The sequence below is a fragment of the Acidaminococcus sp. genome, assembly GCF_050873445.1.
In the GTDB taxonomy this organism is placed as follows: Bacteria; Bacillota; Negativicutes; order Acidaminococcales; family Acidaminococcaceae; genus Acidaminococcus.
This window is the reverse complement of record NZ_JBNMIU010000057.1, coordinates 1-13373: the sequence shown is the minus strand read 5'-3', so window position 1 is coordinate 13373 and position 13373 is coordinate 1. Positions and strand designations below refer to the sequence as shown.

The window sequence follows — 13373 nt, the reverse complement described above, 5'->3', positions numbered from 1 at the left end:
AACTTTAAACGATTTCGAGGAAGGATATTACTGTTGTCTAAGGTAAAACTAAATTAAAGATGGACGTAAGCAAAAATGCTCACGTCCATGAATGGTGGATGATTTGAAATTCGCCCCAACATTTGACAAAGAACCAAAAACAAAACGGCTGCCGCACAGAGCGACAGCCGTTTTGTGATGTGATTAATCCAGTGCAGCGAAGGCCTGCTTCAGATCATCGATGATGTCATCGATATGTTCCGTACCGATGGACAGCCGGATGGTAGCCGGGGTAATCCCGGAAGCCAGCAGTTCTTCTTCGTTCATCTGGGAATGGGTGGTGGAAGCCGGATGGATGACCAGGCTCTTCACATCAGCCACATTGGCCAGCAGAGAGAAGATCTCCAGATGGTCGATGAACTTCTGGGCAGCTTCAGCTCCGCCCTTGATTTCAAAGGTGAAGATGGAAATCCCACCATTGGGGAAGTATTTCTTATACAGCTCATGATCCGGATGGTTGGGCAGGGACGGATGGTTGACCTTGGCCACATGGGGATCCTTGGCCAGGAAGTCAACGACCTTCAGCGCATTTTCCACGTGCCGTTCCACACGCAGAGACAGAGTTTCCAGGCCCTGCAGCAGCAGGAAGGCGTTGAACGGGGAAATGGTGGCACCCGTATCCCGCAGGATCAGGGTCCGGATGTAGGTTACATAGGCAGCAGCGCCCACGTCCTTGGCAAAGCTGATGCCATGGTAGCTGGGGTTGGGATCAACCAGCCAGGGGAAACGGCCGGAAGCCACCCAGTCGAATTTGCCGCTGTCAATGATCACGCCGCCCAGGGTAGTACCATGACCGCCGATGAACTTCGTGGCAGAATGGACCACCACATCAGCCCCATGTTCAAAGGGCCGCAGGAGATACGGGGTGGCAAAGGTGCTGTCCACCACCAGAGGGATCTTGTGCTTGTGGGCGATTGCTGCCACTGCATCGATGTCGATCAGGTTGGCGTTGGGGTTGCCCACGGATTCAATATAGATGGCCTGGGTATTTTCCCGTACGGCATCTTCGAAGACCTGGACACCTTTGGTAGGATCCACGAAAGTGGTTTCAACGCCAAAATCCGGGAAAGTGTGTTCGAACAGATTGTAGGTACCGCCATAAATGGTGGTGGCAGCAACAATGTGCTGACCGGCATGGACCAGGGCCTGCATGGCGTAGGTCACAGCAGCAGCACCGCTGGCCGTAGCCAGGGCAGCCACGCCGCCTTCCAGAGCAGCGATCCGTTTTTCAAAGGCATCTTCCGTCGGGTTGGTCAGACGGCCGTATACGTTGCCGGCGTCCTTCAGGGCGAACCGGTCAGCAGCGTGCTGGCTGTTGCGGAAAACGTAAGAAGTAGTTTGGTAGATGGGGACTGCACGGGCATCCGTAGCAGGATCCGGTTGTTCCTGGCCCACGTGGAGCTGCAGGGTCTCAAAATGATACTTTTTTTCTTCGCTCATTGTCTTTGCCTCCCAATATTTATAGCGGTTTTAATTACCGGTACTCAACTATGAATTAAATTATAGGGATATGTTTCTATTTTGTCAACAGTTTTTTGATACAAAAAACAAATCCCTTTTCAGCAATCTGTTGCAGTCCTGACAGATCCATGTTCTTTCAGTCCATCTGTCCGTCCGGATATCATTTCCGGGCCAGCATCACCACCATGGTGATAATGCACAGAGTCCCGATGCTTTCCGCCACCCCGATGTGGTTTCCCAGGAACAGGATGGAGAAAAAGTAGGCGGAAAGCGGTTCGAAAGCTGCCAGGGTACCGGTTTCCGCAGCCGGGATGTATTTGGTGCTTTCCAGATAGACCGTATAGGCCACCAGGGTCCCCAGCACGAACAGTACGCCGAAGGACCAGAGAGTGTCGAAATTGAAGATGGCCCCCTGCACATGAGGATGTTCCACCAGTTCCAGCAGCAGCGCATTGCCCAGGCTGCCCCAGCCGACAATCAGGAAACAGCTGTAGCGCTGGAGCAGTTCTGCCGCATACAGGGTATACCAGGCCATGCCAAAGGCACCCAGGATACCCCAGAACAGAGTTTCCGGCGAAACGGCCAGGGCGGCGCCCTGCCCTTTGGTCGCAATCAGGGCTGTACCCAGGATGGCCAGCCCGACAGCCACCACTTCCCTCCTCCGGGGCCGCCGTTTCGCTTTCCACAGGTACATAATCAGCAGCAGGGCCGGCATCAGGTACTGGAGCACCGTGGCTGTAGCCGCATTGCTGTAATAGATGGCCTTCACGAAAGGCACCTGCATAACGAACATGCCCAGCACTGTGAATTTCAGCATGAGCCAGGGTTCCTTTCTCAAGGGCGTCAGCAGCGGCTCCTTCCTGTACAGGCAGAACCCCAGGAAAAAGAGTCCGGTCAGGATCATCCTGGCAAGCAGGATGGCCTGCCAGGTGAAATGCTGATGGGTCATGAGATATTCCATGCAATTGCTGCTGCTTCCCCACAGGGAGGCCCCCAGGAGGACCATCCCCATTCCGATTTTCCGTTTCTGATCCAATGCGTTTTCCCCCCTTATCGTTCCAGGCCTTTCCCTTTGTGAATGATGCCTTCGCCGAACCGCTGTTTCAATGCATCCAGCACTTGTGCCCGTTTCCGGGCCCGGCTGCTGCCGTCCAGGTCCAGGGACACGCTGCCCCCATGGGTCAGGTGGCTGACGCTGACCCCCAGCAGCCGCACCGGTTCCCGCCAGTTCACCTGATCGGCCAGCAGGCAGATCTGTTCCCGCAGTTCCTCGTCCAGCTGCACCGGTTCTTCCACAGTCCGGCTGCGGGTAATCAGCTGGAACCGGGCGGTCTTGATCTTCAAAGTCACCGTATACTCGCTCAGGTCCGCCGCCCGCAGCCGCCAGCCAACCTGCTGGCACAGGTTCCACAGAGCTTCCAGGCAGGCATTTTTCCCCACCAGATCCTTCCCGAAAGTGGTTTCCTTTCCCAGGGATTTCCGCTCTTCATCGGGCACCACCGGACGATCATCCAAACCCATGGCCCGGCTGCGGATTTCTTCTGCCTGCCGTCCCAGGACGGGCTGCAGCAAGGTCGCCGGACAGGCTGCCAGCTGGCCGATGGTCCGCAGCCCCAGGTTCTCCAGAACTGCCACGGACCGCTGACCCAGGCCAAACATCCGGCTGAGGGGCAGAGGAGCGATGAAATCCGCTGCGTCCTCCTGGCGGATAATCACCAGGCCGTCCGGTTTCCTCAAATCGCTGGCCAGCTTGGCCAGGAATTTATTGGGTGCGATCCCCACCGAAGCAGTAAGCCCGGTCTGCTGCCGGATAGCTTCTTTAATCTTTATGCCCAGGGTGGTGGCATCCCCCACCAGGGCTTCCATTCCGGTCAGATCCAGGAAGGCTTCATCGATGGACAGGGGTTCCACCACCGGAGAAAAAGTGTGGAAAAGAGTCCGGATTTTTTGGGACAGTTCCACATACCGTCCGTACCGTCCCTGTACATAGATGGCCTGGGGACACAGCCGCCGGGCAGTAGTCATGGGCATGGCTGAATGGACGCCGAACTTCCGCGCCTCGTAGGAACAGGTGGACACCACACCCCGGCCGGACAAACCGCCCACGATGACCGGCCTGCCCCGATATTCCGGATGATCCAGCTGTTCTACCGAAGCAAAGAACGCATCCATGTCCACATGCATGATGATCCGTCTGCCGCCCATGGCTTCCTCCTCTCAAAAAGGGAGGGTGCCGCTGCTGACACCCTCCCTTCTGTCAAATTACCCTAAAAATCCATAATGTTCCAGCACCGCCTTCAGGCCGATCAGGATCAATACCATTCCCCCGATCCGTTCGGCCTTCTCCTTGCCCAGCATTCCAATCACCGAACCGCAGGTGCAGCCAATGAAGGAAAAGCAGAACGTGATGGTACCGATTTCCAGCACCGTGGGAATGATGGCAATGTCCATGAAGGCAAAGCCCACACCTACACCCAGGGCATCCAGGCTGGTGGCTACTGCCAGACCCAGCATGGTCTTTACCCCGGTGATCTTTTCCTGTTCTTGATCCTCTCCCGATTCCTTGATCATGTTCCAGCCGATATAGGCCAGAATCACGAAAATGACCCAGTGGGAATAGGCAGCAGCCGCTTTGGCGAAGTGGCTGCCCAGTTCATAGCCCACATAGGGCATCAGAGCCTGGAACGCCCCGAACCAGGCACCGAATACCAGCCCTCCCTTGAGCCGTTCTTTCCCGCTCATCTTCAGGCCACCGCAGACAGAAACAGCAAAGGCATCCATGGAAAGAGACACTGCCAGCAAAAATAAGGTCAGCGGATTCATTTCTGGATTCCCTGCAGGACGAAATAAGTCAGGAACCGCAGGACCCGCAGCTCTTTTTCGTTATGCCGCTTGTCCTCGCTCATCTTGCCGAACACCGGCAGGGCTGCCTTCAGCATGGCCTTGGTGATGCCATGCTGGCGTACGCCGCCCTGATTCACACTTTTCCCGAACCCTTCCAGCACCTGCAGGCTCTGGCGTTTCTGAGCGCCGGTGAGCTTGCTGCTGTTCAGGATCTGTTTTTTGATGATGTCTTTCTGTTCCAGGAAATCCTGCTTGTCCAGCAGCCCGGTTTCTTCTGTTGCCATATTTCTGTAACTCCCCCAGGCGGAAGCTTCGTACGGCTCTTCCACAGCCGCCTGTTTCCGCAGATTTGATTGTATTATTGTACCATTATCTGTACGGGAAAATCAACGAACCACCCGCAGGGGCTGAGGCCCGCCTGTCAGACACACAGGACCGTCCGGCCCGATCCGGTACGTGTTTTCCGTACCCACCATGCCCAGTTCCGGCAGGGCGATCTTGGGCTCTACGGCGAACACCATGTTTTCCCGGATCTTTTCCTTCACGCCGCTGGCAATCACCGGCGTCTCATCCATACACATGCCAATGCTGTGACCCAGGAACCGGCCCCCGTTCATGAAGATGCCCTCATACCGGGAATCGAAGTCTGCCATGACCGTATCATAGATGTCCCCCAGCACTGCACCCGGCTTCATCAGGGAAAGGGTCTTCTGCTCCAGAGCCAGGCAGTAGTTGTAGGCCCGCAGAATCTCATCTTTGGCCGGATCCCGGTCCAGGTCCCCATAATAATACACCACGGTCTTATCCGTATTGTAGCCATCAAAGCCGCAGGGAATGTCCAGATACACCAGCCGGCCCTGTTTCAGCAGCCGGAAGGCAGAACCGATGCTCTGCACAGCCACACAGGTACCGCCGGTGCCGCCAGGACCGTCGAAAGCCGTACGCACCAGGGCGCTTTTCCCAAAGGAGGCCAGACCGATGACGTCTTCGCCCAGGGGCCGGTTGGTCCGGGCCACACCCTGGCTGCCCTTCAGCACCATGCGCAGGTACAGCTGGATGGCCAGTTCCGCCTCGCTGATGCCTTCCTTCAGGAATACCGGTGCTTCCTGCATGAGTACATCCCCGTGGATCCGGCCGCTGGTGGCCAGGAGTGCCAGTTCATAAGGACTTTTCACACTGCGCAGATGGCCCAGGATGGGATCCAGATTCTTTCGGACAGCAAAAGGAAAATATTTGTGGAAGAACCGCAGCCATTCCAGAGAAGTATGCTTTTCATCCAGGTACACTTCCGTGGGCAGGTCATCGCCGTAGAACTGAGCAGCCTGCCGGTAGCTGTGCATGGGCAGGATCCGGGCAGAGGGCAGCAGGGATTCATTCCGGGCCCGCTCCAGGCTCCGCCGCACCCACAGGATGGCGTCCTGAGGCCGCACCAGGAAAGCCCCCTCCTGCATGGTGCCTGTAAAATAATACATATCCAGTTTATCGCTGACCACTGCCATCTGCCAGTCCGGATCCGCCTCTGTCAGAGCTGCCCGCAGCCGTTCCAGCCGGCCCTGCAGTTCCTCTAGAGGCACCCGCCGCAGATCTTCGCTGACCAGGATGTCATGTTCCAAAAAAGCCATGGCTCATTACCTCCGCTTGTCATTTTATCCGTAATAAAATAGTGTACCACGAAAAAGGAGCTGCTGCACGTTTTTCGTACAGCAGCTCCTGCCGGGTTGATTCTCATGGGTTCCCCGCCCCGGAGGGACGGGGCAGAGCGAAATCATGGCTCACTTGATTCGATGATTCCATTATAGGCCCGCCGGTAATTTATGTCAACCATATATTTTTATTGGTTAACCTTTTGTTTGCTGCTCCCTGAACACGACCCCTTATTCCTTCAAAATTTCTTCCAGTATCCCCATCGCCTGCCCCAGCTCTTCTTTCGTAATGGTCAGCGGCGGATTGAAATACAGCACATCTCCGAGAGGCCGCAGCAGCAGACCTTTATCCAGTGCCTTCCGGTACAGCTGATAACCCACCCTCTGCTCTGCCGGGAAAGGCTGTTTCGTCTTTTTGTCCGCCACCAGTTCCAGGGCGTGGATCAGCCCAATGTGCCGGATTTCTCCCACATGGGGATGGGAACCGAATCGTTCCTCCATTTCCTTTGTCAGCCAGCAGGCTGTCTCCCGGGCTTTGGGAAGGATCTGCTGCTGTTCCAGCACATCCAGTACCCCCAGGGCCGCTGCACAGCCCAGGGGATTGCCGGCATACGTGTGGCTGTGGAGAAAAGCTTTGTGAGTGCCATAGTCATCATAAAAGGCATCGTAGATTCCCTGGGTAGTCACCGTCAGGGACATGGGCAGATAACCGCCGGTGAGCCCTTTGGAAAGACACAGTACATCCGGTATGATCCCGGCCTGTTCGCAGGCGAACAGGGTCCCCGTCCGGCCGAATCCTGTAGCGATTTCATCAGCAATTAGCTTCACTCCATAGGCATCGCACAAAGCCCGCAGCTTTTTCAGATACAGGGGCGGATAGATCCGCATGCCGGCACTTCCCTGGAGCAGGGGCTCCACGATCATGGCCGCTGTTTCCTTTCCATATCTGGCAAAGGCTTCCTCTGCCCTGGCAAAACAGGGACAGCTGCAGCCGTCCCTGTGCTGCCCGTAGGAACAGCGATAGCAGTCCGGCGCCTCCACATGGATGGTCTCCATGAGCATGGGTTTGTATTTCAAAGCGAACAAATCCATGCTGCCCACGGAAAGGGCTCCGATGGTCTCCCCGTGGTATCCTTCCGTCAGACACAGGAATTTCTGCCGCTGCGGATGGCCCGTCTGCTGGTGGTACTGGAAACACAGCTTCAGCGCTGCCTCCACCGCCGCCGACCCATTATCGTGGAATTGGAATTTGCTGAGGCCGGGCGGCACCAGGGCCTTCAGCCGCCGGGCCAGGGTAATGGCCGGCACGTGGGTAAAGTTGGCGAAGATCACGTGTTCCAGTCTGTCCAGCTGGGCCTTGATCCGGGCATTCAGCACCGGATTGGTATGTCCCAGCAGATTGGCCCACCAGGAACTGACAATATCCAGATAGGCCTTGCCGTGGATGTCATAGAGCCAGCAGCCGTGGGCATGGTCGATGACCATGGGCGGCAGGGTTTCGTAATCTTTCATTTGAGAGCAGGGGTGCCAGATCAGGTCCAGGTCCTGTTGTTCCAGAGATTGTCCCATGTTTTTCTCCTTTTTACCGGTACAATTTTATTAATTCTTCTATTTTTATATCCATTTCTGTATCTCCCTGCTGGATGAAAGCCAGTACCGGAACACCGGTCAGCCGTTCCACCATGGCCCGGTTGTCTTCCTGCATGGAGTCACCGGGAATCCAGTGATTGAAGAAGATTCCCCGCACCGGGATTGTCCGGCTGCGGAGATATTCCACCGTGAGCACTGTGCTGTTGATGGTCCCCAGACCCGCGTCGGCTACGATCACACAACCCAGATCCAACCCTTGGATGACGTTCTCCAGCAGCAGTTCCTGCCGGTCATCCCAGCACAGGGGGCACAGGATGCCGCCGCTGCCCTCCATGGTCAGATAGGCATGGTGTTCTTTGGCCCGGTTAAAATCCGTCCGGATCCGCTCCATTTCCACCGGTACTCCCGTATGCCGGGCAGCCAGGTGGGGTGACACTGCTTCCCGGTAGACATAGGTTACCAGATCCTCCAGCGGATCCGACAGGCCGGCCACCTGCTTCACCCAGGCTGCATCACCCGGGATCAGGTGCCCCTTCCCATCCGGTTCCGCTCCGCTGAGGGCCGCTTTATAATAACCGGCATCCAGCCCGGCGTCCTTCAATCTTTTCACCAGCAGCCCGGTCACATAGGTCTTCCCCACGTCCGTCCCGGTGCCGGTCACAAACAACGCTTTTCCCATAATGATGAACTCCTTTCCCAGAAGGTTTCTGCCCAAAATCCGTTTTACCCGTTATCCACCCAGATTCCCGCCCGATGGCAGCGCAGCCCCACCACCGCAGCACCCAGGCACAACAGGAAATCCGGTACCACCTGCAGCACACCGCAGAACCACAGGGCCGCCCAGAACCCGATGGGCGCCTGTACCAGATAATTGGATGCCAGGTAAAAATATCCGATGCCCAGCACATAGACCACGGCCATACCGATCAGGTTGATGCCCAGGATCCGTCGGAACGTCACTTCCCCCTGCCGTGCCAGCCGCCCGCAGAGCCAGGCCTGGACCGTAAAGCCCACCAGGTACCCGAACGTGGGCTGCAGGATGTAGGCCGGGCCGCCACCGGAAGCGAACACCGGGATCCCTGCCAGCCCCATGAGCACATAGGTACCCACTGCCACCGCCCCCAGCCGGGGTCCCAGCAGCAGACCCGCCAGCAGGGTGAAGAGGAACTGCAGGGTATATACGTCCGACCCTACCGGAATCCGGATCAGAGCCCCCACAGCCACCAGCGCAATGAACAAACTACACAACACCATTTCACGCAAACGCACATCCTCACCTCCAGAAATTTTCAGACTGTTCTACCATACAGGAAGACAGTCCGTTGTGTCAACCCAGTATTTAAGTATGGTTAACGTAAGTTACGATCAAAACGGGGTGTAAAAAATGTTTTTTCACACCCCGTCACCAGCCTGATGCCAGTCCGTCCCTATCTTCTCTCCCCGCTGATCATACCGCCCAGCACCAGACATACCCCGGCCAGCTGCAATTCCGTAATAGGTTCCTGCAATACGAACACGCTCAGCAGTACCGCCACCACAGGATCCACATAGCTCAAAATGGCCGTAGTCTGGGCCGGCACCTGAGTCAGGCTGCCGAAGTAGATGCCATAAGCCAGACCTGTATGGACCACACCCAGCAGTATCGTCAGCCCCCATCCTGCACCTGTCATGGTGTGGAAATCCAGCTTGCCCGTAAAGCCGGAATAAACCAGCAGGAACAACGCCGCCGTCCCCAGCTGGACCGCCGTCTGTTCATAGGGATCCAATCCGGTGATGGTCTTGCTCAGCACGATGATGGCCGCATAGAAAAGAGCCCCCAGCAGGGCATACGCCACCCCGCTGAAATCCCCGGTCCCTCCTGCGGACGCACCGCCCACCACGCCGGACACCAGCAGCATGCCTCCAATCGTGATGGCTGCACACACCAGTTTCCGTCTGCGCAGCGTCTCATGGAACACCAGGGGTGCTGCGATCAGCATGAATACCGGTGCCATGTAGTAGCACAAAGTAGCAATGGCCACAGTGGTATGGTTGAATGCTTCAAAAAAGAATACCCAGTCCAGCCCCAGCAGAAGGCCGCTGAGCAGCAGTTTGGGAGCCCGCTGCCGCAACGCAGTCCAGTGGAAAGGGATGTGTCCTGCCTGCATGAGTACCACCATGGAAAGGCAGCCCAGAGCTGCCCGCAGAAAAGCCAGAGGCACCGACTCCAGCGGAATATACCGGCGCACCAGTCCGAGGGTCCCGAAAATCATCAATGAAAGCAGCATCCGGTCTTTGGGAGAGAGAAAAGAGAGTTCCATATCCAGCGATCATCCTTTGTAACAGATTTTTTCAGATTGTTCTATTATAGCATAAAAATGGTACAATAAAAGAAAACTCCAAGGAGGCATCTCCATGAAAGATTTCGTGTATGATATCCCCACCAAAGTCTATTTCGGCAGGACCGCCCTGACCCATCTGGGCGAAGAACTGGAACGGTTCGGCCACAAAGTGCTGCTGGCCTATGGCGGCGGTTCCATCAAACGCACCGGTCTGTACGACAGACTGGCAGACCAGTTCAAAGCCCACCATCTGGAATGGGTGGAGCTGTCCGGTATCGAACCCAATCCCCGGATCCAGTCCGTGCGCCAGGGTGCAGCTCTCTGCAAAAGCCAGGGCTGTGATGTAGTGCTGGCTGTAGGCGGCGGTTCCTGCCTGGATGCGGGCAAATTCATCGCCGCCGGTGCCTGTGTGGATTTCGATCCCTGGGATTTCTTCACGAAAAAAGCCCCTCTTACGAAATCCTTGCCCCTTCTCACCATCCCTACCATTGCTGCCACCGGTTCGGAAATGGATGATATTGGAGTGATCAGCGATAAGGAAAGCCAGCTGAAGCTGGCCCGGGGTGCAGTACCTCTGCAGCCCAAAGTTTCCTTCCTGGATCCGGAGCTTACATTTTCTGTCAGCCGGTACCAGACCGCCTGCGGATCTGCCGACATCCTGTCCCACATCATGGAAACCTATTTCAACCCGAAAGAAGGCATGTTCATGCTGGATTCTGTCATGGAAGGACTCATGAAGACCGTGCTGAAATACGCACCCATAGCCCTGGCACATCCTGACGATTACGAAGCCCGGGCCAACCTGATGTGGACGTCTGCCTGGGCCATCAACGGATTCACCAAGACCTGCCAGAATCATGTATGGGCCTGCCACGGGCTGGAGCATGAGTTGTCTGCCATCTACGACATCACTCACGGTCTGGGACTGGCCATCGTCACGCCCCGGTTCCTGGAGTATTGCCTGTCTGAAAGCAATGTAAGCCGGTACGTGCGGTTCGGAGTCAGCGTGTTCGGTCTGGATCCCCACCAGACCCCCATGGATATCGCCCGTCAGAGTATCCAGAAGCTGGCTGATTTCTTCTACAAGGATCTGGGACTCACCTCCACCCTCACAGAACTGGGTATCAAAAAAGAAGATTTCCCCATCATGGCCAGAAAAGCCTGCGAAGCCAAAGGGGGCGAAATCAAGGGATTCAGAGTCCTGCATCCGGAAGATTGTGTAAATATCTATAAAATGTGCTTGTAAAACAAGGTGCTATAATAAAAATCACGTTTTTTAAGTCGGAATACAGTGGTTAAAAGTCCGGGACGGGTTCACCGGGCGACACGGCTTTCGCCGGTCTTGGTGGCCCCCTACGGAGTTGTATCAAATATCCGACTCCGGTGCAAGGTCTATTCGTAAGGTAGAAATCCCTTCCCAGGTCCGGAATATCCCATTTTCCGTAGAGACTTACCAAGGGTCCCGAAGGGATCCCGCCCGGCAATCCCATCCGCAGACCACTGACCGCCTTGTTTCTTACTTTACCACCTGTCTGGCTCCCCAGGCAGCCAGCCCGCCGCAGATATTGCCCCCGGTGATCACCAGAAGCCGCAGCAGCGCTTCCTGGTCCATCTGCCCGGCCATGAAATAGTAGAACATGTCCGCGATGCTGTGTTCATAGCCGCTCATGATAAAGACCGGAATACCCACGAAAATGGCCAGGTATTTCCCCAGGGCCAGTGGAAAACTTTTGAAACCCTCCACCGCAATGAACACAAAGACATTGCAGAACACCCCCAGGACAAACAGGCTCAGCAGGGTATCTGCGTTTTTCGTCTGGACCAGGAGCTGTGCAGCCTTTTGCGCATTGGCCCCTGCCCTTGTGCAGCGCAGCAAATTGGCGGCCAGCCCTGTACCCAGCCAATTCCCCAGCCAGATGACCGGGAACTGGAGCCAGGACCAGAGCGGCTGCTCCAAAGCATAACAGACCCGTCCGGTAAACAGATGGAATTTCATTTCACAGATGGTATAAAGCCCGATGCAGAACAGCACCGCTCCCACCAGTTTCTCTGCCTGGAGCAGGAACACAGCACCACCCAGGCCGATACAGAAACCGGCAGCTATGGAAGAATAAAAAATGCGATGGATTTTCATAGATTCCCTCCTGTTTGATTCTCTGTCTTTTTAGATAGTTTACCAGAAAGGAACCTGAAAATCGTCAAACCGATCCTGCCCAGCGAAGCTCTTTCTCCATTCTTTTCCAGACGGTTCCTCCTTCTGATGAACTATGGTATAATACTTCTGCATATACATTCCAAAAAGCTCTGATGACCCGTCGGAGCTTCTCTTTGGCAAGGATTTAAAAGAAAATTTTGGAGATTTCGACACAACAATTGGAGGGAAAATTCATGGTCATGGACAAAGCAGAAATCCAGGCGGTGCTGGAAGAAGCCCTGGCAGCAGGGCGGCAGGTGTTGTATGAAGGGAAGGTGGCCAGCTACATCCCCGAACTGGCCAAGGCCAATTCAGGCAACCTGGGAGTATGCCTCATGCGCAAGGATGGTACGGAATACTGCGCCGGTGATTATGACATCCCCTTTACCATGCAGAGCATTTCCAAGACCTTTTCCCTGATCCTGGCCCTGCAGACCGCCGGGTATGACAAGGTATTCAGCAAAATCGGCATGGAGCCCACCGGAGACCGGTTCGACAGCATCCTGCAGCTGGAACTGAAGGACTGGCGGCCCTTCAACCCCATGATCAACGCCGGTGCCATCGTCACCGCCAGCTGCATCGAGACGCCGGACCCCTTTGCTTCATTCCTGGAACTGGTCCGGAAGCTGTGCGGCAACCCCCATATTGAACTGAACGAAAGTGTCTACCGTTCGGAAAAGAAAACCGGTACCCGCAACCGCTCCATTGCTTTCCTGCTGAAAAGCGACCATGTGCTGGACGGAGAACCGGAAGACATCCTGGACGTCTACTTCCGCATGTGTTCCGTTATGGTCACCGCCCGTGACCTGGCTCACTATGGCATGGTGCTGTCCAACCATGGAGTGGATCCCAGGACCGGAGAACAGCTGATCGATTCCACCATCGTGCGCATCGTCACCACGCTGATGATGCTGTGCGGCATGTACGATGAATCCGGGGAATATGCCGTAAAAGTAGGAATGCCCAGCAAGAGCGGCGTGGGCGGCGGGATCTGTGCCATCGCCCGCCACGGCATCGGCATCGGCACCTTCGGCCCCATGCTGAATAAAAAAGGCAACAGCGTAGGCGGAGAAAAGATCCTGCGGGTCCTGTCTGATTCCCTGGGATTGCACGTCTTCGATACAAAAGAATTTTAACCACAGCAATCAAAACTACCCGTATAACGGGTAGTTTGCTCTGCGGCTATAAGCCGCGTTACCTGCCTCGGCCTTAAGGCCCTAGATTTAAAGGCTACCAACCGCACTACATTTCCTGGCAGCCCCTCACTCGAGGGGCTTATTT

Annotated in this window: 12 protein-coding genes and 1 pseudogene; 2 read left to right on the top strand and 11 right to left on the bottom strand. The window is 55.8% G+C overall.

What is annotated here, in order from left to right:
• Positions 1-183: 183 nt before the first annotated feature.
• The 10 genes from ACR0QW_RS09440 to ACR0QW_RS09395 all read right to left on the bottom strand — a co-directional run bounded on the left by ACR0QW_RS09440 (position 184) and on the right by ACR0QW_RS09395 (position 9877).
• On the bottom strand, positions 184-1479 hold the full coding sequence (locus ACR0QW_RS09440; protein WP_432643421.1) for an O-acetylhomoserine aminocarboxypropyltransferase/cysteine synthase family protein: 1296 nt from the start codon (positions 1477-1479) through the stop codon (positions 184-186).
• A 181-nt stretch (positions 1480-1660) separates the two neighbouring features.
• A complete protein-coding gene (locus ACR0QW_RS09435; protein ID WP_432643420.1) occupies positions 1661-2536 on the bottom strand; it encodes a DMT family transporter in 876 nt (291 codons plus the stop codon).
• Between the two features lie 14 nt (positions 2537-2550).
• Positions 2551-3705 carry a DNA polymerase IV gene (locus tag ACR0QW_RS09430; RefSeq protein ID WP_432643419.1) on the bottom strand — a complete coding sequence of 385 codons (1155 nt, stop codon included), beginning with the start codon at positions 3703-3705 and terminating at the stop codon, positions 2551-2553.
• Between the two features lie 57 nt (positions 3706-3762).
• Positions 3763-4323 carry a manganese efflux pump MntP gene (locus ACR0QW_RS09425; protein ID WP_432643418.1) on the bottom strand — a complete coding sequence of 187 codons (561 nt, stop codon included), beginning with the start codon at positions 4321-4323 and terminating at the stop codon, positions 3763-3765.
• Positions 4320-4628, bottom strand: coding sequence for a hypothetical protein (locus tag ACR0QW_RS09420; RefSeq protein ID WP_432643417.1), 309 nt, complete (start codon positions 4626-4628; stop codon positions 4320-4322). Before ACR0QW_RS09420 ends, ACR0QW_RS09425 begins: the two co-directional genes overlap by 4 nt.
• 102 nt (positions 4629-4730) lie before the next feature.
• The gene (locus ACR0QW_RS09415) at positions 4731-5966 is read right to left on the bottom strand and encodes a M24 family metallopeptidase (RefSeq protein WP_432643416.1); all 1236 of its coding nucleotides are present in this window, start codon (positions 5964-5966) and stop codon (positions 4731-4733) included.
• 252 nt (positions 5967-6218) lie between these two features.
• On the bottom strand, positions 6219-7556 hold the full coding sequence (gene bioA, locus ACR0QW_RS09410; protein WP_432643415.1) for an adenosylmethionine--8-amino-7-oxononanoate transaminase: 1338 nt from the start codon (positions 7554-7556) through the stop codon (positions 6219-6221).
• A 13-nt stretch (positions 7557-7569) separates the two neighbouring features.
• Entirely contained in the window at positions 7570-8256 is a 687-nt protein-coding gene (bioD, locus tag ACR0QW_RS09405) for a dethiobiotin synthase (protein ID WP_432643414.1), read from the bottom strand.
• Between the two features lie 44 nt (positions 8257-8300).
• Entirely contained in the window at positions 8301-8846 is a 546-nt protein-coding gene (locus ACR0QW_RS09400; RefSeq protein WP_432643413.1) for a biotin transporter BioY, read from the bottom strand.
• Positions 8847-9004: 158 nt separating this feature from the next.
• A complete protein-coding gene (locus tag ACR0QW_RS09395) occupies positions 9005-9877 on the bottom strand; it encodes a DMT family transporter (RefSeq protein ID WP_432643412.1) in 873 nt (290 codons plus the stop codon).
• A gap of 94 nt (positions 9878-9971) precedes the next feature.
• Here ACR0QW_RS09395 and ACR0QW_RS09390 point away from each other — a divergent pair, with 94 nt between their 5' ends.
• The gene (locus ACR0QW_RS09390; protein WP_432643411.1) at positions 9972-11144 is read left to right on the top strand and encodes an iron-containing alcohol dehydrogenase; all 1173 of its coding nucleotides are present in this window, start codon (positions 9972-9974) and stop codon (positions 11142-11144) included.
• A gap of 270 nt (positions 11145-11414) precedes the next feature.
• Here ACR0QW_RS09390 and ACR0QW_RS09385 read toward each other — a convergent pair.
• A pseudogene (locus ACR0QW_RS09385) lies at positions 11415-12035 on the bottom strand (formate/nitrite transporter family protein); the annotation flags it as partial.
• Positions 12036-12307: 272 nt separating this feature from the next.
• Here ACR0QW_RS09385 and glsA point away from each other — a divergent pair.
• Complete coding sequence (gene glsA, locus ACR0QW_RS09380; protein WP_432643422.1) at positions 12308-13228, top strand: glutaminase A; 921 nt, start codon at positions 12308-12310, stop codon at positions 13226-13228.
• The last annotated feature ends 145 nt before the right edge of the window (positions 13229-13373 follow it).